Raw genomic sequence first — 23,171 nt, forward strand, 5'->3', positions numbered from 1 at the left:
ATGGTATCAATGATGGTATCATACCCACTGTGGTAATTTTTAATGTCTTAAGATCATAATAATAGTTGCGATGTTTGAGTCCGGCCTTCGTATTAATGCCTAATTTTTTTATAAATAAATTGATAGAAAATAATCTTCATTTTAACTCAACTTTTCCATCTTGTTTTTGGATATATGTTTTGCCATCAATATTTATAAATTGTTTTCCATCAAGGTTGCCTCTAATAATTATTGCTATATTGTTATACACGCATTTTTCATGCTTTTGATCGGTATCATCGAAGCAGGTATAGTCATCGATAGACCCGTCCCTTACCCCTTTAGGTAGTTCTTCATAACCATTAAAATTCATGATGGTAACTGTAAAGTTATACTGCTTATTGATGATGTGATATTTTTGCTGTAATAATTCTTTGTTATTCATCCACCACTTTAGTTTTCCTTCTGTCGTCATTGGTAAATGTTTTACAAAAACAGCACCTTTATCGACTCTGATTATCTTCGCTGGTCTGACCGCAATCCATATGCAGTATGCAATGATTAAAAAAATTACAGATGCTACAGTCCTTTTATATTTAAACATTGGCTTTTCCTGTCAGTGTTATTGTGGCTTCAAAATTAGTGAAGAATGGTTTTTGAGCCAAATGCTTTGCACGCTGAAGTACAAACCATATCCTGAAAAAGGAAATCGAATTAAATTTAGGTTTCAGTATATCTTCTCTGTCTAATCCAAAATGGTCCTGTGCTCTGTATTTGATAACCGCAGTATATTTATTTCCTTCAAGTACGAGACTCTCAATTGAAATCTCTGTACTGTTCACGTCATGAACGGTAATACCCATACCATTAACCCAATCTTTCCATCTGGTATATTTGGATAAATGACTTTTATATAGATCATTTGTGAAATTTTCTTTTGTTAGTTTTGATTTGCTAAAATCAAACTGTTCTATAGCTCTTTTAATTATTGCTCTGGTGCTGTTCGGGGAATTATCAGCCAGGATTAAGTTTCTGTATGCATTATTCATTGCTGGATTTTTGATAATCTCTTCCATTATTTCGTTGCATATGATTGAAAAGATCTTTGATCAAACCTTGGTATGGCCCTTGGAAAGAAAATACATACGACTGCGATCTTAACTCATCATATAGCATTGCAATGGCTTTTTCTTTGCTTGCTTGCTGGCGGTATTGAATTCAGATAGGGGTGTTTATAGGAAGGACCAAAAGTTTTCCAGTCAATGAAAGTTGAAACTTGCCCAAGATGGTAATGCTTTATTAGTGTATCAACATCAATGTCGCCACTTTGCATATCATCGGCATGTCTGTCATTGAATTTTTTTTGGGTTGAGAAGATTATCAGTCTACTATCGATTGCGTTCATTCGAAATAAATCCCTTACAGTCAAATGTACACCCACTATACAACTATACTTTTGCACTGCAATTAGGACTTTTCTTAACATCTTTTTAAAAAGTCATACAGGATGTTCCTTCGAATGCGGTTTATGTCGATGTGCCTGCTAAGGTAGGCAATCGCTAACAAGCAAAGTTGATTAAACCTGACTCTCAATAATAAAAATTATTTTCTCTGCAACTCTTTGTAAGGCTTCTTTTCTTTCATCAAAATAATCATACCTGTCATAGATCCCTTCAACACCTTTGAGTTTATGGTTCAGACACCGTTCTGCCACATGCGGAGTAACGGACAGTGAGGCAAGTAGGCTTCTACTAGTTCTTCTCAGGTCATGGACAGTGAAGTAATCAATGTGTCCCATAACATTAGGTGGTTGCTTCTTCTTGCCTGTTTCAGCTCTAAACAACTTGGCAATTGCTCTGTTTAGAGTGTCTTTACCCATGTGCTGAGATTTGCTCATGCGGCGGTTTGGGAAGACATAAGGCGAATCCCATGCTCTGACCTTTAGCTCTTCCAGAATCTTGATAGCGAGCGGGGGAAGTGGGATGACTATGCCAACACCAGACTTACTTCTTTCTTTTGGCAGGCACCATTTTTTCTCGTCTAAATTGAATTCTGACCAAGGTGCTTCCGTTAGTTCACTTTTGCGAACAGCAAGAAGTAGTAGCAAGGCACATGCAAGGTAGTTATCACGAGAGAAGCTGTCAGAGTGTTCCCTGAACACTTTAAAAACATGAGTAATCTCATCCAGACTCAATGCTCTTTCTCTGCTTTTTTCAACTCCTCCGGCATCATTCACTTTGAAAGCAGTCGCTGGGCTGCTTTGAACCAGACCAAGTTTAATGCCGTGATCAAAAAGTTGTTTCATGTAAAGCAGAGCATCATTTGAGATGGTTGGCCTTCCGCTTCTGTAATTTTTTGCAGGATCGACCGAACATCGAGGGGGTTAACTTTTACCAAAGCAAGTCTACCTATAGTAGGGGCAATATCTTTCCGGTAAACCCGTTCAGGTATGTGAGGATGTTTTAATCGTTTAACGAGGTCTTTGTGCCAGTCTTCAAACAGTCCATCTACTGTGGTCAGTTGCTTAGGGCGATTGAGTTTTTTCTCAGCAATAGGATCATCCCCGGTGGCAACTTTTCTTCGAGTATCCTCAGCAAGGCTACGAACCTCGGACAGAGATAGATGAGATACCTTACCTAAGGTGATTTCTCGTCTCTTAGAGTCGATTGTGTATCGAAGCATCCAATACGGCTCACCTTTAGGTGGGACTTTCAGATACAGGCCTCACCCATCACCAAACTTCCCTGGTTCTCCTGCTTTGATGAGAGCCTGAACCGTTCTGACTGTGAGTGATGCCATATACCTAATCTGATGAAAATCAATGTGGGGGGACATTGTTATAAACTGCCAGAACGGGCTAGTAAAGCAGAAATGCTCCCCGTTTTACTCCCCACCTGGTGGTGGTTTTTAATGGATTTTAGTGGTCTTTAATAGACTATCTTTTAAATAAAAAAGCCCATTTAACATGGGCTTGTGGATTTATATGGACGTTGAAAGAATTTACTCGATATTTTGAATCTGCTCACGCATCTGTTCGATCAACACTTTTAACTCAATCGCCGAAGTGGTAATGGTGGCATTAATCGATTTGGACGCAAGCGTATTCGACTCACGGTTGAATTCTTGCATCATAAAATCCAAACGGCGGCCGACGGCTTCCTTTTTCTTCAGAATATTGTAGGTTTCCTTGATGTGTGCGTCGAGACGGTCCAGCTCCTCGGCAACATCGATACGCTGTGCCAACATGATTAACTCTTGCTCCAGCCGTTGCGTATCGACCTGAATCGCGGCATCGTCCAGTTTACTGACTAGGCGCTCACGCTGCCAAACGAGCACAGCAGGCATCTCTGTTCTGACGGTAGCGACTTCGTGACTGACTGCCGCTAGCCGCTGTTCGATCAGTTGCTTTAGTGCGGCACCTTCCGTTTCTCTTGCCTCAACAAATGCATTCAATGCTTGGTCAAGTCCTGCCATAAGCTGTTGATTAATGGCGTCTAAATCTTGCTCGCCTGCGCTCATCACACCTGGCCAACGGAGGATATCGACAGGATTAATCGAGCCTTCATCGGTTTGACATTTTACCCAGTTTGCGGCGTTGATCACTTGCTGCGCTAATGTCTGGTTTAAGGATAATTCGCCTTGCGCGCCGGGGTTCGGTTCAAAACGAAGCTGGCATTCGACCTTACCTCGGGTTAAACGCTGGCGAATACGATCGCGGATAACCGGCTCCAAACTACGAAATTGCTCAGGAAGGCGAATATAGGTTTCAAGGTAACGTTGGTTAACTGAGCGTAGCTCCCAGCTGGCGTTGCCCCATTCTCCTTTCATATCGTGGCGTGCAAAAGCGGTCATACTGCGGATCATAGTGATTACTCATTTTGGTCAATTTAACGGTGAGTATAGCCGCCTAGGCGCTGTGAAAACAGCGCAGTCTGTAAGTCGATGGCTATACGGCTCATTACCCCTTAGGATAGGTGCTCGCGTATCAGAGAAGGAACAAAGATGAAAATCTCAGTCTATTCATTATTATTGACCAGTGGATTACTCCTCGCAGGCTGCCAGTCGCGGCAGCCGGATAGTACATCTTGTCAGGTGGGAAGCGCCATGCAACAAACTCAGCTCTGGTTTGGACTGAGCCGACCAGATGGACAGTCCATTTCGACGCAACAGTGGCAACACTTTGTTGACCAAGTGATCACTCCCGCCTTTCCACAGGGATTATCAATAGTGGAGGCGAGAGGGCAGTGGCTAGGAAATGACGGCGTGCGTGTCAGCGAAAGTAGTCGTGGATTATTACTGATTTATGCCGCAAGCAAGGAGAAGTCACACGCGATCGACCTTATTCGAACCCGCTATCAGCAACTTTTTGATCAGGAGTCGGTCATGCGCATCGACCAACCTGTATGTGTTGCCTTCTAGAGGTTGGGCGCAACCAGTGCGCCCGCTTTAGATTAAAGGAACAGGCTTGCGAAGGCGGCTGACAGAAGGCTCACTAATGTCGAGCCATACACCAGCTTCCAGCCATAACGCGACACGATATTTCCCTGCTTTTCATTAAGCCCTTTCACGGCTCCTGCAACGATACCGATTGACGCAAAGTTGGCAAACGAGACTAAGAAGATCGACAGAACCCCGAGACCCTTGGTCGTAAATTCTCCAGCTATCTTCTGTAGATCAATCATTGCCACAAATTCATTCGAGACCAGTTTGGTCGCCATAATACTTCCTGCTCTTAATGCATCCTGCTTAGGGATACCGACTAACCAAGCAAGAGGAGAAAACAGGTAGCCAAGCAGCTGTTGGAAACTGTAACCGAATAGCACGGAGAATAAGGCGTTGATTGCACTCATCAAGGCGATAAAGCCAATAAGCATCGCAAGAATGATCATCGCGACTTTGAAACCAGCCAGAATATATTCCCCTAACATTTCGAAAAAGCTCTGTTTTTCATGAAGCTTTTCCAGCGAAATCGGTGCATCGTCTTGGTGGCGCGTCGGATTAATGATCGACAAGATGATGAAGGTACTAAACATATTCAGGAGTAATGCGGTAACGACATAGCGCGCATCAATCATCGACATATAGGCGCCAACAATCGAGAGTGATACCGTCGACATGGCGGTCGCCGCCATGGTGTAAAGACGTTTCGCTGGGATATCGGCAAGGATACCTTTATAGGCGATAAAGTTCTCAGACTGCCCCAAAATTAAGGTACTCACAGCATTAAAGGATTCAAGTTTTCCCATCCCATTCACTTTAGACAGTAAGGTACCGATAATCCGTATTAACAGCGGTAAAATCTTCCAATGCTGTAAAATACCAATCAATGCTGAAATAAAGATAATCGGGCACAACACGCCGAGAAAAACAAATGCCAGCCCTTGTTGATGAAGACCGCCAAAAACAAAATCCGTACCTTGGGCGGCAAAGCCGAGTAAGGCTTCAAAAAATCCACTCACGCCACCGACTAACGCTAATCCCGCTGACGAATGTAAGCAAAACCAGCCAATCGCGCCCTCAATGATCAGCAGTTGTAATAGGAAGCGTATTCGAATCTGTTGACGATCATGGCTGACGAGAAACGCCAGTAATCCAATCACGGCAAGGGCGAGGATAAAATGTAGTAAGGTCAACATAGCTCGGTTTCATTGGCGAAAGAGTAATATTTAGCCATAGTGAGTAAATTTTTTCATCTGTAATCTCGGCAATTCTTCCCACTAACAAGACACTGAATGGTGAAATCCGTATACTGTGCAGCGTTATCCACCGTAGTCGGAGAGAATTTATGCGTCCAGCAGGCCGTAGTGCACAGCAAGTCCGTCCAGTCACGCTCACGCGTCATTACACTAAACATGCCGAAGGGTCGGTACTCGTCGAGTTCGGAGAAACGAAAGTTCTCTGCAACGCCACTGTCGAAGAAGGCGTCCCTCGCTTCTTAAAAGGACAAGGCCAAGGGTGGGTGACTGCAGAGTACGGAATGTTACCGCGCTCGACGCATAGCCGCATGCCGCGTGAAGCGGCCAAAGGTAAACAAGGTGGGCGTACGCTAGAAATTCAACGTCTTATTGCACGCTCTCTTCGTGCCGCTGTGGACTTAAAGGCGCTAGGCGAATATACCATTACTCTCGATTGTGACGTTATCCAAGCAGATGGCGGCACGCGTACTGCTTCGATTACCGGTGCTTGCGTGGCCCTAGCAGATGCTTTGAATGCTCTAGTGGCTAAAGGTAAACTGGCCAAAAACCCAATGAAAGGGATGGTTGCGGCCATTTCTGTTGGCGTCGTCGAGGGTGAAGCCCGCTGCGATCTCGAGTATGTCGAGGATTCTGCAGCCGATACCGATATGAACGTCGTTATGCTTGAAGACGGCCGGATGATCGAAGTGCAAGGGACGGCAGAAGGTGAGCCCTTTAGCCATGAAGAGCTGCTTGCATTATTGGCGTTAGCCAAAGAAGGCATTAACGAGTTAGTGGCTGCACAGAAAGCCGCACTGGCTCAATAATATCAATCAAGCGACCCAAGAGGTCGCTTTTTTATGGGGAAAAGATAATGAAAGCGTGGCAACGTGAATTCATCGAGTTTGCTATCAGTAAGCAAGTACTGAAGTTCGGCGAGTTTACTTTAAAATCCGGACGTAAAAGCCCGTACTTTTTTAACGCCGGTCTTTTTAATACTGGGCGTGATTTAGCGCAGCTTGGACGTTTCTACGCACAGGCGTTAGTCGATTCAGGTATTGATTTCGATTTACTGTTCGGGCCGGCCTATAAAGGGATACCGATTGCCACCACCACCGCAGTGGCATTGGCTGACCATCACCAGCGTGACTTGCCTTATTGCTTCAATCGTAAGGAAGCGAAAGACCATGGCGAAGGGGGGTTACTGGTAGGTAGCCCGCTCGAAGGCCGAGTGATGTTAGTCGATGATGTGATCACAGCAGGGACGGCGATTCGGGAGTCGATGGAGATCATCACGGCACACCATGCTACGTTGGCGGGTGTTTTAATCTCATTAGATCGTCAAGAACGTGGGCGTGAAGCGATTTCGGCGATTCAAGAAGTGGAGCGTGATTACCAGTGCCGAGTCATTTCGATCATTACGCTGAAAGATCTGATTAGCTATCTTGAAGAGCAACCTTCTATGGCGGAAGCCTTGGACGCGGTGAAAGCGTATCGCGAGCAGTACGGTATTTAATAGTGATAGCGGGGCGATTCCCCGCTATCCTTGTTGCGCTACTGGAGCTGCGTAGCCAATAAAGGCCAACGCTGATCGAAATTCGCAGTGGGTTTAAAGCGAAATTCTGAGCGCACATAACGAGAAAGTAGCCCTTCACAGAAAGCAATCACTTGGCTGGCGAGTAGCGTTTCATCACACTGAAAACCTTCGCCATCGCGCATTTTCTTCTCTTTCATCACTTGGCGTAATTGGACTTCAATACGTTCGAAAAGCTGATTGATTCTACCTTGCAGACGATCTTGTTCGAACATTAATGCATGACCAGTCATGATACGTGTCAGGCCAGGATTTTTTTCCCCGAATCCCAGAATAAGCTGAACGATCAGTTTGAGGCGTAGCAAGGTGTCTTTTTCATCATTGAGAATTGAATTGATTCGGGTAATAAGGCTATCTTCAATAAACTCGATGAGACTATCGAACATCTTAGTTTTACTAGGAAAGTGTCGATAAAGTGCAGCTTCTGATACCCCTACATTCGCGGCTAATTTCGCGGTGGTGATGCGTTGACTGCCATCACCTGACTCTAACATATGAGCCAATGCTTGTAAGATCTCTTCACGCCGGTTACCCCGAGCGTTTTTTTTCTCTGCCATGCCTTTAACCATCCTAAAAATCCTAATGAATAACCCCAACGCTGGGATCATCTCAGAAATAAGTTATCTAAAGGGGCTATATTACTGACGACCAGAGTGCCCGAATCCGCCTTCACCACGTTCAGTTTGTGTGAATTCTTCAACAAGAGAAAATTCAGCTTGAACCACGGGCACAAAGACTAATTGTGCAATGCGATCACCGGCCTCGATCACGAAAGGCTGCTCACTACGGTTCCATACAGACACCATCAGTTGGCCTTGATAATCAGAATCGATCAAGCCGACAAGGTTCCCTAAAACGATACCGTGTTTATGTCCTAAACCAGAGCGAGGCAGAATAACGGCCGCTAACTGTGGGTCCGCAACATGTATCGCCAGACCGGTGGGGATGAGTGTGGTACTACCAGCATCAAGGGTTATCGATCCATCAGTACAGGCTCGTAGATCGAGGCCAGCTGAGCCAGGGGTCGCGTAGGTAGGTAAAGGAAATTCTTTACCTACACGTGGGTCAAGAATCTTAATGTCGATCTTTTTCATAGAGGTTGACTATCTCGTCTAATAATTGCTGGCCAAGGAGTTGCTTGTTACACAGGGGTAACTGTTTCTCTCCCTCCTGCCAGAAAAGGTGAAGGGCGTTATTATCACTATCGAAACCTTGAGTTGTCCCCGAGACATTATTGGCACAAATCAAGTCAAGGTTTTTACGTTCTCTTTTTTGTCGGGCGTATTCTTCCACATTCTGGGTTTCTGCCGCAAATCCAACCACGTAAGGTTTGGGGGTGGGGAGTGCAGCAACTCCTGCAACAATGTCAGGGTTTTTAACGAGTTGCAGTGTAATTTCATCCGTATCAGTGGTCTTTTTTATTTTTTCTGCTGCAATATTGACCGCACGGTAGTCGGCGACTGCCGCACAGCCAATAAAAATATGTTGTTCGGTTATCTCTGACATTACAGCACTGTGCATCTCTTTAGCAGAGACAACGTCTCGACGCACGGCACCCGGAGGGGTCGCTAATTCAACAGGCCCACTGATAAGCGTCACTTTTGCGCCACGTGCCGCGGCAGCTCGGGCGATAGCAAATCCCATTTTCCCTGAGCTTTTGTTACTGATATAGCGGACAGGGTCCAAAGCCTCTCGGGTCGGGCCAGCCGTAATCATAATATTAAGATGGGCAAGGTCTTGTTGCGATTGCTGCCAAGCTATTGCATGCTCAACGATAACCAAGGGATCTAACATACGACCTGGGCCAACATCGCCACAGGCTTGATGACCATGATCAGGCCCCCATACCATAAAATGATGCTCGTGAAGTTTGGCCAAATTATGGGAGGTCAGTGTTGAGCGATACATTTGCTGGTTCATGGCAGGGACAATAGCGATGGGTGCTGCAGTGGCCAGGCATGTGGTGGTCACAATATCGTTCGCCATCCCTTGGGCAATCCGCGCAATAAGATCCGCGGAAGCCGGAGCGATAATGACTAAATCGGCCCATTTAGCCAGCTCGATATGCCCCATTGCGGCTTCAGCATGAGGGTCGAGTAAATCAGTCGAGACCGGATAACCACTGACTGCTTGTAGGCTTAATGCGGTAATAAAGGCTTCGGCCGCCTGGGTCATCATCACCCGTACCTCAGCACCTTGTTCACGTAACCGACGTACTAAGTCCGGTGCTTTGTAGGCGGCTATCCCTCCACTTACACCAAGAAGGATACGTTTATTCGTCAGGTTACTCATAGGGTGTTGTCCCATCGTATTAGGTCAAACGGTCAGAAAAGAAAGGGTTTGTATCATACCATAAAGCAAACCTATCCCTATATTACAGTCTATCTGTTTGATTATAATCAATTTGTTTTTAATGAACAGAGTGGTTATCAAACGCTGAGAGACCGCTCTAAAATCATGATTCTACCACTGTGATTATGAACAGTAATTACCTAAATTAGCAATGTTAGGTGAGCGGAGGACGAGTCATGATTGAAAAACCGAGGGAAAAACTTTTATCAAGCGGCGCAGCAACGTTAACCAATAGCGAGTTATTGGCAATATTCTTGCGTACAGGTGGCTCAGGAATGCCTGTGCTGGAGTTTGCACATTACCTTTTATCACATTTTGGTAGCTTACAAGCTGTGATGAGTGCTAGCCCAGACCAATATGCCACCATAAAAGGAATAGGGCAGTCGAAATTAAGTCAGATATACGCTATCGCAGAACTCGGTAAACGGTTTTTCCAAGAAAAACTTCTCTGCCAAGAGAGTATTTCAGACCCGAGCGAGGCTTATTACTACTTAGTGAGTCAGCTTGCCCATCTAGAACGAGAAGTGTTTCAAGTGATTTTTCTGGATAATCGCCACCGTGTCCTTGAGGCGCAGACGATGTTTCAAGGAACCATTAATAGCGTTGAGGTACATCCGAGAGAAGTGGTAAAGGAGGCACTACGCTATAATGCCGCGGCAATTATCTTGGCGCATAATCACCCTTCGGGCGTAGCGAAACCGAGTGAGGCCGATAAAAAAATTACTCAGCAAATTCAAAAAGCCTGTCAACTATTCAATATCTCGGTGCTCGATCACTTTATTATTGGACGAGGTGAATTTTTTTCATTTGCGCAGCATGGATGGCTATAACCTTGAAAAAAAAGGTTAAAAAAAAGACAATTAACCGAAAAAGTGTACTTTTTCATCGATCCTAAGAGATCTTTATCTGTTCGGGTCTTGAGCACTAGGCCGACAGGGCGTATACTACGCCACCTTTGAGAATCTCGGGTTTGGCGTTTAGGCCTGCTCAGCGGGTTCACATTGAACTCGCCTGGATAGGTTAAAAGCCTGACGAGGCGGCCAAAACCTAAGTGAAAAGCTCGAGCTGATTTTGATTTTTGGAGATATGACATGTCACGAGTCTGCCAAGTAACTGGCAAGCGTCCGGTAACGGGTAACAACCGTTCCCACGCAATGAACGCGACGAAACGCCGTTTTCTTCCGAACTTACACTCACACCGTTTCTGGGTTGAGAGTGAGAAGCGTTTTGTTACTTTGCGTGTATCTGCTAAAGGTATGCGTGTAATCGATAAGAAGGGTATTGATGCTGTGTTAGCAGACATGCGTACCCGCGGTGAGAAGTACTAAGGAACTGAATCATGGCTAAAGGTATTCGTGAGAAGATCAAGCTAGTTTCCTCTGCTGGTACAGGTCACTTCTATACCACTACGAAGAACAAGCGCACTAAGCCAGAAAAACTGGAACTTAAGAAGTTTGATCCAGTTGTTCGTGAGCACGTGCTATATAAAGAAGCTAAAATCAAATAATTTTAGTATTCTTATAAAAACCCGGCCCTATGGTCGGGTTTTTTGTTTTTAACGGGGAGTACTTATGCCTGAATTACCTGAAGTCGAAACCACTAAACGGGGTATAGCACCGCATATCGTGGGTGAGACCTTGTTACATGCTGTCGTAAGGCATCCGCAGCTTCGTTGGCCAGTGTCTGAAGAGATTTATCAGCTTAGTGATGAGACGGTCTTAAGCATAGCGCGACGGGCCAAATACCTGCTGCTTGAACTGAAGCATGGGTGGATCATCATCCATCTCGGCATGTCAGGCCGTTTGCGTATTCTAAGTGAAGAGACTCCCCCTGAAAAACATGACCATATTGATTTAGTTTTCAGTAATGGCAAAACCTTACGTTATACCGACCCTCGCCGTTTCGGCGCATGGCTATGGGAAACTGACCTCAGCCAGAGCCGGGTTCTACACCATCTTGGACCAGAACCGCTTAGCGAAGCCTTTAATGCAGAGTGGTTAATACAAAAATCGGCCACCAAAAAAACCGCGATTAAGCCTTGGTTAATGGATAACAAATTGGTCGTCGGGGTCGGTAACATCTATGCTAGTGAATCGCTTTTCCAAGCCGGTATTCATCCTGACCGCCCAGCAAATGGCTTAACTCATCTCGAAAGTGAAAGGTTAGTCGCGTCGATTAAGGCGGTATTACAACGTTCGATCGAACAAGGTGGAACCACCCTGCGTGATTTTTTACAGAGTGATGGTAAACCGGGTTATTTTGCCCAACAGCTTAATGTTTATGGGCGTGCGGGCGAGCCGTGTCTACACTGTGGTACCCCGATTATCTCTGGCCGACATGCCCAACGTAGTACCTATTGGTGTCCGAGCTGTCAGCACTAACTCGCGTTAAATTTAGCCAGTACCGCGTGTTGGATCTCTGCGCTAACAAAGTTTTCGATATTCCCTTGGTGGCGCGCCACTTCTTTAACGATAGTGGAAGAGAGGAAGGCGTACTGCTCGTTCGGCGTCATGAAAATCGTTTCGAGCTGTGGGTTAAGCTGTTGGTTAGCCTGGGCTAATTGACGCTCGTAATCGAAATCGGACACTGAACGTACACCGCGAATTAAGACGGTGGCACGGTGTTGTGCTGCGAGCTGGGCTAACAGGCTATTAAATCCAATTACTGCGACATTGGGTAGGTTAGCCGTTGCCTGTTTCGCGAGTGCGACGCGTTCTTCAAGGCTGAATAACGGTTTTTTACTTGGATTTAAGGCAATGGCAACTATCAGCCGTTCAAACAGTCCTGCACTGCGCTGAATGATATCTAAATGGCCGAGAGTGAGTGGGTCAAACGTTCCTGGATAAATGGCAACAACCGACATATTCACTCCTAATGAGATTGCGCGTTAAGATAGGGTTCGACGATATGCAGTAATTGTTGAAGAGCGCCTTGATTTTGATGCAAGACATCTACCGCATGCAAACCATAATATTTACGTAAATCACTGTCTGCGAGAAGTTGTGTCATCTCTTGGAATAATGCCGTGTGATCGGCGACAGTGATTAACCCTTGAGCTTGTTCAAGTCGCCCGCAAATATCCTTAAAGTTCCAGATATGCGGACCCATGATCACCGGAATGGCATGGGCTGAAGGTTCTAAAGGATTATGTCCGCCACGCTCCACTAAGCTGCCTCCGACAAAGGCCACATCAGCAATTCCATAAAGTAACATCAGTTCGCCCATGGTATCGCCAATCAATACCTGCGTTGCTGCATTAGGCGTCTGATTGTCACTGCGCATTAGCGGTTCAAAAGCCAATTTTTCTGCAAGTTCTTTTACCGATTGAAAACGCTCTGGATGACGAGGCACTAAAATCAGTAATAGAGTAGGGAATTGAGAGAGTAGCTGGCGATGCGTCTCCAAAATAATACGTTCTTCCCCTTCATGGGTACTCGCCGCGATCCATACTGGGCGATGGGCGGCCCATTGTCTGCGTAGAGCGACTGCCTTGGCGGCCAGTTCAGGCGTAACGGAAATATCGAATTTTAAACTGCCCGTCACGGTGACTTGCTCGGATTTAGCCCCTAAGGCAATAAATCGCTTACCATCCTCACTATTTTGTGCCGCAATACAGCTAATTTTTTGCAAAAGCTTGGCGAGTTCACTTCCTAGCTTTTGATAGCGTGTAGCCGAGCGTTCGGATAAACGCGCATTAGCAATGATTAAGGGTATTTGGCGACGATGTAAGGTATGGATAATATTTGGCCAAAGCTCGGTTTCCATAATGATGACTAAACGCGGCGCGGCGGTATCTAAAAAGCGATTAATCGCTGTGGGCAGATCATAAGGCAGATAAACATGCGAAACATTTTTACCAAAAGCCGACTGTGCTCGCTCTGAGCCGGTTGGCGTCATCGTCGTTACAGTAATAGGGATAGTGGGATACTGATATTGCAGGGCCCTGACTAAGGGGATTGCGGCGAGTGTCTCACCGACCGACACGGAATGCAGGACAATACCTCCAGGCACCACTTTACCTTTGCAATAACCATAACGTTCTTTCCAGCGTAGGCGGTATCCCGGCAGTTTTTTACCACGGTGCCAAAGTCTAATCCAAATCAACGGTTGGACGAGATAAAGTAAAAGGGTATAAACGGCAGTCAGCATTGTGTTATCGGTTGGCCTGAAAGATGAAATTAAGCCGTCGATATTACCAGAAAAAAAGGGTTCTCACATTATCCCTACACCTTCAGACTTATCTGTTTACGTGACTCACTCACCGCCGTACTTGAGCCGTGCCATCGCTCGAATAGCGCCCACTCATCGTCTTAATTAGTGTAAACTTGGTAATATTGACTGGGCTGCTTATCCATTATCGTTCGTTTCGCGACCCATGGGATAATCGAACATTGCGGTGACCTGCACCTTATCGGCCCCTAGCATCTTAATTAATGATAAGAAGCAGCGCTTCAACGAATGAAATCGCCTATTATCAAGGCCCCTTAGTGAGGACGTTGACGTGAAAATAGCCTTTTGCTTACATAAATACTTCCCTTACGGTGGGCAGCAACGAGATTTTAAGCGTATTGCGTTAGCTTGCCAGAAACGTGGTCATCAAGTCGTTGTCTACACTTTTGAATGGCAAGGAGAAAAGTGTCCAGAATTTGAGGTAGTTTTGGTACCGAAACAAGGATCTTCTAACCATGCTCGAAATCACTTTTTTAGTCGTTGGATTGCGGATTATCGGCGGTCGCACCCTGATGATCTCTTAGTCGGTTTCAATAAAATGGCGGGCTTAGATATTTATTTCGCCGCAGATGTTTGTTATGCAGCGAAAACGGCGAAAGAAAAAGGGTTCTTGTATAAACTTACCCCACGCTATCGTAGTTACTGTCAGGCGGAAAACGCCGTTTTTTCTACGGATTCGCATACAGAAATATTAGTGCTAACGCCTCAGCAAAAAACTGACTTTATTCAGTTTTATCAGACATCTAATGAACGTTTCCATTTGCTGTCACCGGGCATTGATCCGCAGCTATACTCCTCGCAGCAACGGGATAAATATCGACGGGAAACTCGCCAGCGACTTGGCCTGACCGGCGACGATTTTTTCCTACTGCAAGTCGGGTCTGATTTCCGGCGTAAGGGTGTGAAACGGAGTATCGCCGCGATTGCCGCGTTACCGTCATCGATCAAGGACAAAGTAACGTTTTGGGTGGTCGGTGCAGATAATGCGGCCAGTTGTCGGCATTATGCAGAAAAACTAGGTATAGCGGCTCACGTCCATTTCCATCAAGGAAGAGACGATATTCCCCAATTGATGGCCGCTGCTGATCTCCTCCTTCACCCTGCTCATCAGGAAGCCGCGGGTATCGTCCTGATTGAAGCTTTAGCCTCAGGGCTGCCTGTTATCTGTACGGAAGTTTGCGGTAATGCCCCCTACCTCTCTGCAGCCGGAAATGGCAGAGTGATCAGCGAACCTTTTGATCAAGAGGCATTCAATCAAGTTCTCTCTGACGCCTTACAAGATCCACATCAGTTAGCATTATGGTCACAGGCAGGGTTGGCGTACTGTGAACACCATGATGTTTATCGTTTGCCAGAACAGGCGGCAGATATTATTGAAAAGAGAGTAAAAGATGCTGCAACTCGAACAGCCTTTTAAGCAGGCGTGGGCGCACAGTGACCCTTACGCAGAGATCTTGGCGCTGCAAGGTGAGATATTTCGGCAAGTAGAAGCGAGAAAAACTCTACGTTTTGACTTTGCTGGAGAAAGCTACTTCGTAAAATATCACCGGGGGACGGCGCTAAAAGAGGTACTCAAAAATCTGATTACGCTACGTTTACCTGTGCTAGGCGCGAAAAATGAGTGGTTGGCTATTCAGCATCTTCACAGCGTCAACGTCCCTACGATGACGTGCTATGGGTATGGTCAGCGTCATTGGAACCCATTAGAACGCGAATCGTTTATCATCACAAAAGATTTAAATCCGGCGATCAGCCTTGAAGACTATTGTGCGAATTGGGCAACTCAACCGCCTCCCTATTCTGTAAAAAGGGTGCTAATTAAACAGTTAGCGCGCACTGTTGCCGCGATGCATCGCTCGGGTCTTAATCATCGAGATTGTTATATCTGCCATTTTCTTTTGGCGTTACCTTACGATACCGAACAAAACGATCCGAAACTGTCGGTCATTGATCTGCACCGCGCGCAAATATGGAAAAAAATGCCCGTACGTTGGCGGGATAAAGACCTTATCGCGCTTTACTACTCAAGCTTTCCTTTGGGACTTTCTTTACGAGATTACTGCTACTTTTTGACAGAGTATTTTTCTTGTTCTGCACGAGAGGTTTTCCGTCAAGAAGCTCGCTTGATACGGCAGGCACAGAAGAAAGCGGAAAAAATCAAACAGCGTACGCTAAGAAAGAATCTATAAAGGAATGAGAGGCGCTATGACCGCTGAAAAAACGTTGTCGATTATGTCGTTACTGGCATGCGAAAAGGCAATCCAACAACAGATTACCCTTGACCCTTGTGCAGTAAAGGATGATGACGTCCAGCTTCATGTGGGATGGGGGGCAGACGGTGACTTTTTATTAGGCAGTGAGATCTCAATGGTTTCCGTCGCCAGTAATAACCCATCAATTCGTTTCCACTTTCATCTATTCAGTAACGATATTCCGCGTATCGATCAGCAAAAAATGGTCGAACTCGCTGAACAATATGCTTTGAAGGTGACACTTTATACTCTGGATAACGACTACTTCGCCCAACTCCCCACCAATAGACTGTGGTCATCGGCGATTTACTACCGTTTTATTATGGCTGAGATAGTGGCTCAGACTGCTGCGACCATGCTCTATCTGGATGCGGATGTAGTCTGTCAAGGCGATATTAGCGCGTTGCTCGATGTGGACCTTGATAATCACGTCGTCGCGGCGGTCCCCGAACGCGATGCTATCTGGTGGGCACATCAAGCAGAAGTGTTAGGGTGCAAAGCGCTCGCCCAAGGCTATTTTAATTCTGGGGTGATGCTACTCAATCTCGAAGCTTGGCGGTCTGAAGCCATTTATGAGCATATTTTACGATTAGCGGCCGACCCACAACAGCAGTCCAAACTTTCATTTTATGATCAAGATCTCTTGAATTTAGCGCTAGTAGACAAAAAAATATTTTTGAATAGCGCATATAATACTCAATATAGTCTTAATTATGAGCTTAATGAAGCGAAGCGTAAAAAATTCACTTCTTCCAGCATTTTTATGCATTTTATTGGGCCGACCAAACCTTGGCATCTTTGGGCGCAGTACCCAAGTGCCAAAGCGTTCCAACTGGCGAAAGCGCATTCTCCATGGAAAGGGGAGCCGTTACAGTTACCTCGGTCAACGTATCAATATCGGTATTGTTATAAACATCTGATTCATCAGAAACAAACACTTAAAGGATATGGATATTTTTTTAGGTATTTACTTCGTAAACTACTTTCTCGGCGATAAATAGATAGCTATGGTTACTCAATCCAAACTTGCAGGCTACACCGTATACACGAACGGTGATGATCAATTTTTCATCAACATGTTGGATGATTTTCTTCATTCTCGCTTAACGACGTTGAAAGTATTTCGTAGTATCCCTGATACCAAAGTCAGCTTAGTCGAAAAAGACGGCAGGCTTTATGTCTTGAAAGTGTTTACACCTAAAGAAAAGCGGAATGAGCGTTTTTTAAAGTCTTTTTTCCGTGGCGATTACTACTTAACGCTGTTCAAGCAGACCGCAATGCTTCGCGAAAGACAGGTGACTTTCCCCAACGATTTTCATCTTCTCGCTGAGACCAAAATCTTCAACTTTGCGAGCCGATTCATTATGATCATCGAATATATCCCGGGTGTAGAAATGGATATTCTGGCGGCGAAAGGCGAATTGACCGAAGAGATTAAGTCTGAAGTGTTGGAAAGCGTTAAAGTTTTACATCAACATCAGGTTATTTTTGATGATGCGCACAAGCAGAACTTTATGCTATCGAACGGGCGGGTAAGAGTCATTGATTTATCGGGTAAAAACTACTCCCGCTTTCGTGCCGCTAAGGATTTTATCGACTTAGAAAGACACTTCGGGATCAGTAATTTTCATCGTGGTTTCTCTTACCAATGGGTAAAACGTAAGTCGCAATTTCGTAAAAAATTTAAGGCCTTCAAGGGGCGTTTGATTGGGCGCTCAGTATAAGTGGCTACCATCTCATTTTTTTCCCGAGCGCAACTTGCTCAGTTACGCGAACAAAGAAGGCACACAACGTGCCTTCTCTTTCTCTCCGGACCTTCGGCCTCTGAGGTTCCGCTTTCGCGGTTACGCGCCACGGATATTATCGCGGTCAATGGGTCGGCGGGCTACTTACTGGATCAGGGGATTAAACCCTTTATCTACTTGGTGACCGATGGTCGATTTGCAACGCAGCGTTTTGAAGCCTTTCAGCGGCATGTCACCGCAGCGACCTTTACGTTTATCAACCAGGAAGTCTTCGATGCCGCTCCCAGCGACTTACAGCGTTGGCTCGCTGAACGCTGCTTTATTTTGAAAGAACTCTATAAAAGAGAAAAGTCGGGGCCTATAAAGAAACTCAAATATGCGTTTTTTTGCGCGCGGCATCCGAGTGTTATGATCGATGTTCCTTTCTCAAGAAAGAAAAGAATGAAGGGGTTTTCTAAGGATATTACGCTTGGCTACTGTAACTGTAAAACGGTCGCCTATGCCGCTATCCAGTTAGCCTACTCTTTAGGTTATCCTAAAATTATTTGCGCGGGTTTCGATTTAACGTCGGGTGGACAACGTTTTTATGACCGTCCGGGTGAGGCGGTAATGCCTTCAGAGATAAGCCAAGATACGCAGAAAATCATTGCGGTGTTACGTTTTATGAGAGAGAAGGTCAACCCGCCGATCTTTACGCTTTCCACTACAACAGCGATTCCTTACGACATTATTCCTTTGGTCGAACAAGTGGGTGAAGAGGGCGAATCACGCGATCAATAGGTGGCTTCGCCACCTTTTGAATCCTCCCTCTACTGGTGACGCTTATTGTTGCAGTGTGCGGAATGGGCTCTTTGTGAAGTTCCATGACAGGTTGTCAGTGCTCACTTATAAATTAGAACAGACCTCAAGTAGCCATCGTTTTGGAAATGGGACGCAAGGTGCGGCTTGGGATATGATTATGCAGCATCCTGTGAAAGGCTCGGGTATTGGTGATAAGGTCTATCTTAAAGCCTATGCCAATAACTTACCGCAATATCAGCAGTGGTTTTTCCGTGAGCCTATCGGGCCACATAATTTCTTCCTCTCTAACTGGTTTGCTGGCGGGGTCTTGGGGCTATTTGTAGCGGTCAGTGTAGTACTGGTCTTATTAATTACAGCATTTAAAGGCTATTGACGTTCCGCAAATCTTATCCGTTACTGTTATAGTTCTTCGGTGTTTACCGATTTATTTGTAAGAGGTTGGGTTGAAGAGACCTTCATTTTCCAAACGGCTATCGCCTCAGCGTTTTTAATGGGAATGTTTTTAAGCTCGAGACGAACCGTGCAAACCAAACACTAAATAATGATAAGGCCTCCTGATGAGTTCAGCGGAGGCCTTAAGTATTAGATACACCCAATATCGGTGAGTTTCTTGAGTACCTCGCTGGGCTGGATTTCACTCATTTTACCAGTGGGTTGGCCCTTAATAATATATTGATTCTTACCATATCCGCCGATCAGCAATGGGTCTGTGGGCCCGTACAAGGTAATGTTCGGACGATCTAACGCCGCGGTAAGGTGACTGAGACCCGTATCGACTGAAACAACTCCTCTCGCGCCAGCAAGCTGTGTCGCGACCTCACTGAGGGAGAGCTTCGGTAACACCTCAACCTGAGGGCGGCCTTCCGCGAGTCGTATCGCACGCTGCTGCTCTAGTGGAGAACCCCAAGGTAATTTCACGTTAAGACCCTGCGCCACCACTAAGTCTATTAACGTTTGCCAAGCGCTTTCTGGCCAATGTTTATCGTCACGCGTTGTTGCGTGTAAGAAAATGAGATAGTGATTAGCATCCGCGGGGAGGGCGTTGATAAAATGTTGGGCAATTGCATAATCCCCAGGGCTCTCGGGTAAGGGGTAACCGAGGCTTGCTGAGAATAGCGCCCGAATTTTCTCCACCGCATGTTGCTGCTTACTCAGCCGATGACCTCGGTCGTACCAATAACTGGCAAGAGGCTCGCGGGCACTCTGCCAATCCAACCCATGCTTGATACCTAAGGCTTTACGTGTAATTAAGGCTGAGCTTTTGATCAGGCCTTGAGCATCAATGACCGCATCATAATGAACACTCTGCAGTTGCTGGGTGAAGCGCTGACGCTCTTCTCGAATATCGCGACGAAACCAATTTTTCCGCCAGCGCCGGATGGCTACCGGTATGACACGATCGACAGCCTGATGCCAAGTGGGGATTTGGCTAAAGCCCTCTTCCACGACCCAGTCGAAACGGATGGTCGGAATCTGCTTTAGTGCATCCGTTAGTGCGGGCAGCGTATGAATAACATCGCCCATGGAGGAAGTCTTGACGATTAAGACTCGCATTCATGCTCCTGGACCGTGGCTAACAACGTTTCTAACTCCGCGAAGACCTGCGTTGGGGTAATATCGATCAGGCTTTGATGGTAGCCTTGCTCCCCTTCACCTTTGCGAATTTTATGATAGCCGGTGATTAAGCGGATAATACGGGCGCTATCAGTGAGAGGCGGTGTAAAATCTGGACTACTTGGGCCGTATAGTGCGACCAGCGGTCGCCTGAGCGCCGCCGCAACATGCATCAATCCTGAGTCATTAGTGACTACCGCATGGCATTGTGCGAGTAAGACGACAGCTTGATCAAGTTCAGTTTTACCCGCTAAATTTGTGCAGTGTGCCGCCTCATCAGGCGTTAATCGTGCGATGATTTCAGCACCGGCTTCATTGTCTTTGGCTGAGCCAAAGAGTGCGATTTGGTAGCCTTTTGCAATCAGCTGTTTAGCGAGTTCAGCATAATGATAGTCAGGCCAACGCTTGGCTGGCCCGAATTCTGCCCCTGGACAGAAGCCGATGAGTGGACGATCAGCATGTAGGCTAAAGAGGGCCGCTGTTTCAAGTTTTTCGCATTCTGACACAACCAGTGCTGGCCGTGCGAGCGGTTTTGGTAAGTCTGCTGCGCGAGTGACTTTATTCTGTTGGTAAGCTAAAGCGATATAGCGTTCGACCATCAGAGGAAACGCTGTTTTATCTAAACGACGGTGATCGTTTAATAAGCCATAACGCATCTCACCTAGCCAGCCCGTACGGTGTTTTATTCCTGCAAACCAAGGAATAAGTGCTGATTTAAAAGAGTTGGGAAGAACGTAAGCGTGGTCGTAGTGATTATCACGTAACGCCTTACCGAGTCGGTATCGGTCGCCCAATGCCAAGCTTCCATGGCCAATCGGCATGGCTATCGCTTGATTAACCTCCGGCATTCTCGCCAGTAGTGGTCTGCACCATGCAGGGGCCATGACATCAATTATCGCGTGTGGCCATTGTGCTTTCAGCGTTTGATACAGGCTTTGCGACATCATCATGTCACCGACCCATGATGGCGCAATCACTAATATTTTCATCGATAAGGCTTCCACTTTCTTAAGGTTTGTTCAACCAACGCATATAGTCGCTTACGCCTTCAGTCACGGTTTTAAAGGTTTTGGTATACCCTACTTTTCTCAAGCGAGTCAGGTCGGCTTGAGTGTAAGCTTGATAACGACCTTTAAGCTTCTCCGGGAAAGGAATATATTCCACTTCACCTTGTTGATGATGCGCCAGTACGGCATCAGCCACGACTTGGAATGACTCGGCATGGCCTGTACCACAGTTGAAAATGCCTGAAACGCCATTTTCCCAACACCAGAGATTCACGTCAGCGACATCTTCAACATAGATAAAATCACGTTTAAATTGTTCGCTACCGGCAAAAAGCTTCGGATTTTCACCTTGGTTAATTTGATTATTAAGGTGAAAGGCGACGCTGGCCATGCTGCCTTTATGGCCTTCGCGGGGACCATAGACGTTAAAATAGCGGAATCCACATACCGGTGAGTCAGCTTCAGGAAGAATACTTCTTACATAGTGGTCGAACAGCATTTTAGAGTAGCCATAGACGTTGAGTGGCGATTCGTATTGGCGCTCTTCAATAAAATCTCTGTCTCTTCCGCCATAAGTGGCTGCTGAGGAGGCATATAAGAAGGGAATTTGACGCTCTAAGCAAAAATGCAGTAATTCTTTGGAGTATTGGTAGTTATTGTCCATCATGTATTTGCCGTCCCACTCGGTGGTTGCAGAGCATGCGCCCTCGTGGAAAACAGCTTCAATCGGCCCTAAATCATCACCGGCCACGATACTCATCAAAAATTCTTCTTTATCCATGTAATCACTGATATCAAGATCAGCGAGATTAATGAACTTAGTGCCATCTTTGAGGTTATCCACCACCAAAATATCGTTATGGCCGCGATCGTTTAACGCTTTAACGATATTACTGCCGATCATGCCGGCACCACCAGTTACAATAATCATAAATCACCTTTCGATTAAGACGAAACTCGAGCACTATTCGAGTTAACTACCTTAAATCATACCATCTTCACCGGAGGATGGCAGTAAGCCGCCGAATTAGCGGCCTAATTTAGAATAATGCTTTAATGTTGTGTATGAATTGGCTGTCGCGCACGGACGTATAAATGATCATTACGCCTTCTGCTGGGTGAAGTTGGTGCAGAGGCTGGGTACGAGGACAATGCGCGGTGAGTCTTGGCGGTGGCGATGCGTGGGTAATGGGGGTTGCTGCTGAACGATTAAGTAACTGACTCAATTTCACCAATTGAATATCAGCGGGCAGGGTAGGTAGAAGCTGTTGTAGAACTTTTACCGTAGTGGGATGGGGATGCCCAATGGCGATAGCCGAACCATTACGTTGGGCGAGCTTAACCGCACGTTGAAATTGGTAGCGAATATCCGCTTCATTTTGTGTGTCATCTAAGAAGACATTTCTCTTCAACACCTTCACGGAAGTGCCTCGTGCGGCATTTACGGCTTGGGTATTACCAATGGTCACGCTGTCGAGAAAATAGAGCTGATGATGGTTCAGTACGCTCATGACTTTTTGCATCGCAGGTAAGCTGGAGGTCATCCGGCTCCCCATATGATTATTCAACCCTACCGCATAGGGTACTTGGCGAATAGCATGCTCGATAATACTTTGCACCTGAGTAAGGCTCATTTCTGGGGTCAATGTATTCACCTCAAGGGGTTGCTTGCTCATCGGTGCCATCGGCAGATGAATCAGCACCTCATGACCCGCTTGGTGGGCGAGGGTGGCCATCGAACGGGAATGCGGGGCATCAGGTAATACAGCGATAGAGATAGTATTAGGAAGAGCAATCACTTTATGCTCCTCCGTGGGACGGTATCCAAAGTCGTCGATAACCAGGGCTAACTGTCCTGCATAGGTTGAACAGGCGAACGTTAGGAAACCAAAAGAAATAAGGGAGTGAAATAATTTTCGCAC

Annotated in this window: 30 protein-coding genes; 13 read left to right on the forward strand and 17 right to left on the reverse strand. The window is 46.0% G+C overall.

Features of this window, described 5'->3' with window-relative positions; all coding sequences use genetic code 11:
* Positions 1-136 precede the first annotated feature (136 nt).
* The 7 genes from MKR94_RS08515 to MKR94_RS08530 form a co-directional block, all read right to left on the reverse strand.
* Complete coding sequence (locus tag MKR94_RS08515) at positions 137-583, reverse strand: DUF943 family protein (RefSeq protein WP_241646538.1); 447 nt, start codon at positions 581-583, stop codon at positions 137-139.
* Positions 576-1,055 carry a YPO3983 family protein gene (locus MKR94_RS08520; protein WP_241646539.1) on the reverse strand — a complete coding sequence of 160 codons (480 nt, stop codon included), beginning with the start codon at positions 1,053-1,055 and terminating at the stop codon, positions 576-578. The genes MKR94_RS08515 and MKR94_RS08520 overlap by 8 nt, the downstream gene beginning before the upstream one ends.
* Complete coding sequence (locus tag MKR94_RS16975; RefSeq protein WP_277755630.1) at positions 1,021-1,155, reverse strand: DUF3289 family protein; 135 nt, start codon at positions 1,153-1,155, stop codon at positions 1,021-1,023. The genes MKR94_RS08520 and MKR94_RS16975 overlap by 35 nt, the downstream gene beginning before the upstream one ends.
* A complete protein-coding gene (locus MKR94_RS17045; protein WP_338328017.1) occupies positions 1,145-1,465 on the reverse strand; it encodes a DUF3289 family protein in 321 nt (106 codons plus the stop codon). Before MKR94_RS17045 ends, MKR94_RS16975 begins: the two co-directional genes overlap by 11 nt.
* A 90-nt stretch (positions 1,466-1,555) precedes the next feature.
* Positions 1,556-2,284 carry a tyrosine-type recombinase/integrase gene (locus MKR94_RS17440; RefSeq protein ID WP_479681377.1) on the reverse strand — a complete coding sequence of 243 codons (729 nt, stop codon included), beginning with the start codon at positions 2,282-2,284 and terminating at the stop codon, positions 1,556-1,558.
* Positions 2,281-2,661, reverse strand: coding sequence for an Arm DNA-binding domain-containing protein (locus MKR94_RS17445; RefSeq protein ID WP_479681378.1), 381 nt, complete (start codon positions 2,659-2,661; stop codon positions 2,281-2,283). Before MKR94_RS17445 ends, MKR94_RS17440 begins: the two co-directional genes overlap by 4 nt.
* 318 nt (positions 2,662-2,979) lie before the next feature.
* Positions 2,980-3,843 (reverse strand): YicC/YloC family endoribonuclease, encoded by an 864-nt coding sequence (locus tag MKR94_RS08530; protein ID WP_241612110.1) that lies wholly within the window; start codon positions 3,841-3,843, stop codon positions 2,980-2,982.
* A gap of 138 nt (positions 3,844-3,981) precedes the next feature.
* On the opposite strand from MKR94_RS08530, the gene MKR94_RS08535 reads away from it, so the two are divergent.
* Entirely contained in the window at positions 3,982-4,398 is a 417-nt protein-coding gene (locus MKR94_RS08535) for a DUF3574 domain-containing protein (protein WP_241646540.1), read from the forward strand.
* A 32-nt stretch (positions 4,399-4,430) separates the two neighbouring features.
* Here the strand turns inward: MKR94_RS08535 and MKR94_RS08540 are convergent, their stop codons facing one another.
* Positions 4,431-5,615: a NupC/NupG family nucleoside CNT transporter gene (locus tag MKR94_RS08540; RefSeq protein ID WP_241646541.1), complete on the reverse strand. Its 1,185-nt coding sequence runs from the start codon at positions 5,613-5,615 to the stop codon at positions 4,431-4,433.
* Positions 5,616-5,764: 149 nt separating this feature from the next.
* Here MKR94_RS08540 and rph point away from each other — a divergent pair, with 149 nt between their 5' ends.
* Together rph and pyrE are read left to right on the forward strand one after the other, a co-directional pair.
* A complete protein-coding gene (gene rph / locus MKR94_RS08545) occupies positions 5,765-6,481 on the forward strand; it encodes a ribonuclease PH (protein ID WP_099823133.1) in 717 nt (238 codons plus the stop codon).
* A 47-nt stretch (positions 6,482-6,528) separates the two neighbouring features.
* Positions 6,529-7,170: an orotate phosphoribosyltransferase gene (gene pyrE / locus MKR94_RS08550; protein WP_048913026.1), complete on the forward strand. Its 642-nt coding sequence runs from the start codon at positions 6,529-6,531 to the stop codon at positions 7,168-7,170.
* A gap of 38 nt (positions 7,171-7,208) precedes the next feature.
* Here the strand turns inward: pyrE and slmA are convergent, their stop codons facing one another.
* From slmA to coaBC, 3 genes are all read right to left on the reverse strand, one after another.
* Positions 7,209-7,805 carry a nucleoid occlusion factor SlmA gene (gene slmA / locus MKR94_RS08555; protein WP_241646542.1) on the reverse strand — a complete coding sequence of 199 codons (597 nt, stop codon included), beginning with the start codon at positions 7,803-7,805 and terminating at the stop codon, positions 7,209-7,211.
* Positions 7,806-7,886: 81 nt separating this feature from the next.
* On the reverse strand, positions 7,887-8,342 hold the full coding sequence (gene dut / locus MKR94_RS08560) for a dUTP diphosphatase (RefSeq protein WP_241646543.1): 456 nt from the start codon (positions 8,340-8,342) through the stop codon (positions 7,887-7,889).
* Positions 8,323-9,540, reverse strand: coding sequence for a bifunctional phosphopantothenoylcysteine decarboxylase/phosphopantothenate--cysteine ligase CoaBC (gene coaBC, locus MKR94_RS08565; RefSeq protein ID WP_241646544.1), 1,218 nt, complete (start codon positions 9,538-9,540; stop codon positions 8,323-8,325). Before coaBC ends, dut begins: the two co-directional genes overlap by 20 nt.
* Before the next feature lie 236 nt (positions 9,541-9,776).
* Between coaBC and radC the strand changes: the two genes are divergently transcribed.
* The 4 genes from radC to mutM all read left to right on the forward strand — a co-directional run bounded on the left by radC (position 9,777) and on the right by mutM (position 11,981).
* Positions 9,777-10,430 (forward strand): RadC family protein, encoded by a 654-nt coding sequence (gene radC, locus MKR94_RS08570; protein WP_241646545.1) that lies wholly within the window; start codon positions 9,777-9,779, stop codon positions 10,428-10,430.
* 261 nt (positions 10,431-10,691) lie between these two features.
* Entirely contained in the window at positions 10,692-10,928 is a 237-nt protein-coding gene (gene rpmB / locus MKR94_RS08575) for a 50S ribosomal protein L28 (RefSeq protein ID WP_048913021.1), read from the forward strand.
* A gap of 11 nt (positions 10,929-10,939) precedes the next feature.
* Positions 10,940-11,107 carry a 50S ribosomal protein L33 gene (rpmG, locus tag MKR94_RS08580; protein WP_048913020.1) on the forward strand — a complete coding sequence of 56 codons (168 nt, stop codon included), beginning with the start codon at positions 10,940-10,942 and terminating at the stop codon, positions 11,105-11,107.
* Between the two features lie 64 nt (positions 11,108-11,171).
* Complete coding sequence (gene mutM, locus MKR94_RS08585; protein WP_241646546.1) at positions 11,172-11,981, forward strand: bifunctional DNA-formamidopyrimidine glycosylase/DNA-(apurinic or apyrimidinic site) lyase; 810 nt, start codon at positions 11,172-11,174, stop codon at positions 11,979-11,981.
* On the opposite strand, the gene coaD is transcribed toward mutM, so the two are convergent.
* Entirely contained in the window at positions 11,978-12,463 is a 486-nt protein-coding gene (coaD, locus tag MKR94_RS08590) for a pantetheine-phosphate adenylyltransferase (protein ID WP_241646547.1), read from the reverse strand. The two genes, mutM and coaD, sit on opposite strands and share 4 nt — an antisense overlap.
* Positions 12,464-12,471: 8 nt before the next feature.
* A complete protein-coding gene (gene waaA / locus MKR94_RS08595) occupies positions 12,472-13,749 on the reverse strand; it encodes a lipid IV(A) 3-deoxy-D-manno-octulosonic acid transferase (RefSeq protein WP_241646548.1) in 1,278 nt (425 codons plus the stop codon).
* Positions 13,750-14,101: 352 nt separating this feature from the next.
* On the opposite strand from waaA, the gene MKR94_RS08600 reads away from it, so the two are divergent.
* The 6 genes from MKR94_RS08600 (at position 14,102) to MKR94_RS08625 (ending at position 19,001) form a co-directional block, all read left to right on the forward strand.
* Positions 14,102-15,247 (forward strand): glycosyltransferase family 4 protein, encoded by a 1,146-nt coding sequence (locus MKR94_RS08600; RefSeq protein WP_241646549.1) that lies wholly within the window; start codon positions 14,102-14,104, stop codon positions 15,245-15,247.
* A complete protein-coding gene (rfaP, locus tag MKR94_RS08605) occupies positions 15,222-16,019 on the forward strand; it encodes a lipopolysaccharide core heptose(I) kinase RfaP (protein ID WP_241646550.1) in 798 nt (265 codons plus the stop codon). Before MKR94_RS08600 ends, rfaP begins: the two co-directional genes overlap by 26 nt.
* A gap of 16 nt (positions 16,020-16,035) precedes the next feature.
* Positions 16,036-17,079, forward strand: a complete 1,044-nt coding sequence (locus MKR94_RS08610; RefSeq protein ID WP_241646551.1) for a glycosyltransferase — start codon at positions 16,036-16,038, stop codon at positions 17,077-17,079.
* A gap of 10 nt (positions 17,080-17,089) precedes the next feature.
* Positions 17,090-17,806, forward strand: coding sequence for a lipopolysaccharide core heptose(II) kinase RfaY (rfaY, locus tag MKR94_RS08615; RefSeq protein WP_241608475.1), 717 nt, complete (start codon positions 17,090-17,092; stop codon positions 17,804-17,806).
* A complete protein-coding gene (gene waaZ, locus MKR94_RS08620; RefSeq protein ID WP_241646552.1) occupies positions 17,807-18,607 on the forward strand; it encodes a 3-deoxy-D-manno-oct-2-ulosonate III transferase WaaZ in 801 nt (266 codons plus the stop codon). It begins immediately after the preceding gene.
* 97 nt (positions 18,608-18,704) lie between these two features.
* Entirely contained in the window at positions 18,705-19,001 is a 297-nt protein-coding gene (locus tag MKR94_RS08625) for an O-antigen ligase family protein (RefSeq protein ID WP_241646553.1), read from the forward strand.
* A gap of 209 nt (positions 19,002-19,210) precedes the next feature.
* On the opposite strand, the gene rfaC is transcribed toward MKR94_RS08625, so the two are convergent.
* The 4 genes from rfaC to MKR94_RS08645 form a co-directional block, all read right to left on the reverse strand.
* On the reverse strand, positions 19,211-20,182 hold the full coding sequence (gene rfaC / locus MKR94_RS08630; RefSeq protein ID WP_241646554.1) for a lipopolysaccharide heptosyltransferase RfaC: 972 nt from the start codon (positions 20,180-20,182) through the stop codon (positions 19,211-19,213).
* Positions 20,170-21,231 (reverse strand): ADP-heptose--LPS heptosyltransferase RfaF, encoded by a 1,062-nt coding sequence (rfaF, locus tag MKR94_RS08635; protein ID WP_241646555.1) that lies wholly within the window; start codon positions 21,229-21,231, stop codon positions 20,170-20,172. The genes rfaC and rfaF overlap by 13 nt, the downstream gene beginning before the upstream one ends.
* A gap of 19 nt (positions 21,232-21,250) precedes the next feature.
* The gene (gene rfaD, locus MKR94_RS08640) at positions 21,251-22,180 is read right to left on the reverse strand and encodes an ADP-glyceromanno-heptose 6-epimerase (RefSeq protein WP_241646556.1); all 930 of its coding nucleotides are present in this window, start codon (positions 22,178-22,180) and stop codon (positions 21,251-21,253) included.
* A gap of 109 nt (positions 22,181-22,289) precedes the next feature.
* Positions 22,290-23,171, reverse strand: coding sequence for a divergent polysaccharide deacetylase family protein (locus MKR94_RS08645; protein WP_422047517.1), 882 nt, complete (start codon positions 23,169-23,171; stop codon positions 22,290-22,292).

Origin of the sequence: Rosenbergiella metrosideri (assembly GCF_022602565.1) — a bacterium.
Classification (GTDB): Bacteria; Pseudomonadota; Gammaproteobacteria; order Enterobacterales; family Enterobacteriaceae; genus Rosenbergiella; species Rosenbergiella metrosideri.

Excerpts from the sequence above, each read along its gene's own strand:
- MKR94_RS08515 (WP_241646538.1), bottom strand. The coding sequence starts at position 583 with ATGTTTAAATATAAAAGGACTGTAGCATCTGTAATTTTTTTAATCATT.
- MKR94_RS08520 (WP_241646539.1), bottom strand. The coding sequence starts at position 1,055 with ATGGAAGAGATTATCAAAAATCCAGCAATGAATAATGCATACAGAAAC.
- MKR94_RS16975 (WP_277755630.1), bottom strand. The coding sequence starts at position 1,155 with ATGCTATATGATGAGTTAAGATCGCAGTCGTATGTATTTTCTTTCCAA.
- MKR94_RS17045 (WP_338328017.1), bottom strand. The coding sequence starts at position 1,465 with ATGTTAAGAAAAGTCCTAATTGCAGTGCAAAAGTATAGTTGTATAGTG.
- MKR94_RS17440 (WP_479681377.1), bottom strand. The coding sequence starts at position 2,284 with ATGAAACAACTTTTTGATCACGGCATTAAACTTGGTCTGGTTCAAAGC.
- MKR94_RS17445 (WP_479681378.1), bottom strand. The coding sequence starts at position 2,661 with ATGCTTCGATACACAATCGACTCTAAGAGACGAGAAATCACCTTAGGT.
- MKR94_RS08530 (WP_241612110.1), bottom strand. The coding sequence starts at position 3,843 with ATGATCCGCAGTATGACCGCTTTTGCACGCCACGATATGAAAGGAGAA.
- MKR94_RS08535 (WP_241646540.1), top strand. The coding sequence starts at position 3,982 with ATGAAAATCTCAGTCTATTCATTATTATTGACCAGTGGATTACTCCTC.
- MKR94_RS08540 (WP_241646541.1), bottom strand. The coding sequence starts at position 5,615 with ATGTTGACCTTACTACATTTTATCCTCGCCCTTGCCGTGATTGGATTA.
- rph (WP_099823133.1), top strand. The coding sequence starts at position 5,765 with ATGCGTCCAGCAGGCCGTAGTGCACAGCAAGTCCGTCCAGTCACGCTC.
- pyrE (WP_048913026.1), top strand. The coding sequence starts at position 6,529 with ATGAAAGCGTGGCAACGTGAATTCATCGAGTTTGCTATCAGTAAGCAA.
- slmA (WP_241646542.1), bottom strand. The coding sequence starts at position 7,805 with ATGGCAGAGAAAAAAAACGCTCGGGGTAACCGGCGTGAAGAGATCTTA.
- dut (WP_241646543.1), bottom strand. The coding sequence starts at position 8,342 with ATGAAAAAGATCGACATTAAGATTCTTGACCCACGTGTAGGTAAAGAA.
- coaBC (WP_241646544.1), bottom strand. The coding sequence starts at position 9,540 with ATGAGTAACCTGACGAATAAACGTATCCTTCTTGGTGTAAGTGGAGGG.
- radC (WP_241646545.1), top strand. The coding sequence starts at position 9,777 with ATGATTGAAAAACCGAGGGAAAAACTTTTATCAAGCGGCGCAGCAACG.
- rpmB (WP_048913021.1), top strand. The coding sequence starts at position 10,692 with ATGTCACGAGTCTGCCAAGTAACTGGCAAGCGTCCGGTAACGGGTAAC.
- rpmG (WP_048913020.1), top strand. The coding sequence starts at position 10,940 with ATGGCTAAAGGTATTCGTGAGAAGATCAAGCTAGTTTCCTCTGCTGGT.
- mutM (WP_241646546.1), top strand. The coding sequence starts at position 11,172 with ATGCCTGAATTACCTGAAGTCGAAACCACTAAACGGGGTATAGCACCG.
- coaD (WP_241646547.1), bottom strand. The coding sequence starts at position 12,463 with ATGTCGGTTGTTGCCATTTATCCAGGAACGTTTGACCCACTCACTCTC.
- waaA (WP_241646548.1), bottom strand. The coding sequence starts at position 13,749 with ATGCTGACTGCCGTTTATACCCTTTTACTTTATCTCGTCCAACCGTTG.
- rfaP (WP_241646550.1), top strand. The coding sequence starts at position 15,222 with ATGCTGCAACTCGAACAGCCTTTTAAGCAGGCGTGGGCGCACAGTGAC.
- MKR94_RS08610 (WP_241646551.1), top strand. The coding sequence starts at position 16,036 with ATGACCGCTGAAAAAACGTTGTCGATTATGTCGTTACTGGCATGCGAA.
- rfaY (WP_241608475.1), top strand. The coding sequence starts at position 17,090 with ATGGTTACTCAATCCAAACTTGCAGGCTACACCGTATACACGAACGGT.
- rfaC (WP_241646554.1), bottom strand. The coding sequence starts at position 20,182 with ATGCGAGTCTTAATCGTCAAGACTTCCTCCATGGGCGATGTTATTCAT.
- rfaF (WP_241646555.1), bottom strand. The coding sequence starts at position 21,231 with ATGAAAATATTAGTGATTGCGCCATCATGGGTCGGTGACATGATGATG.
- rfaD (WP_241646556.1), bottom strand. The coding sequence starts at position 22,180 with ATGATTATTGTAACTGGTGGTGCCGGCATGATCGGCAGTAATATCGTT.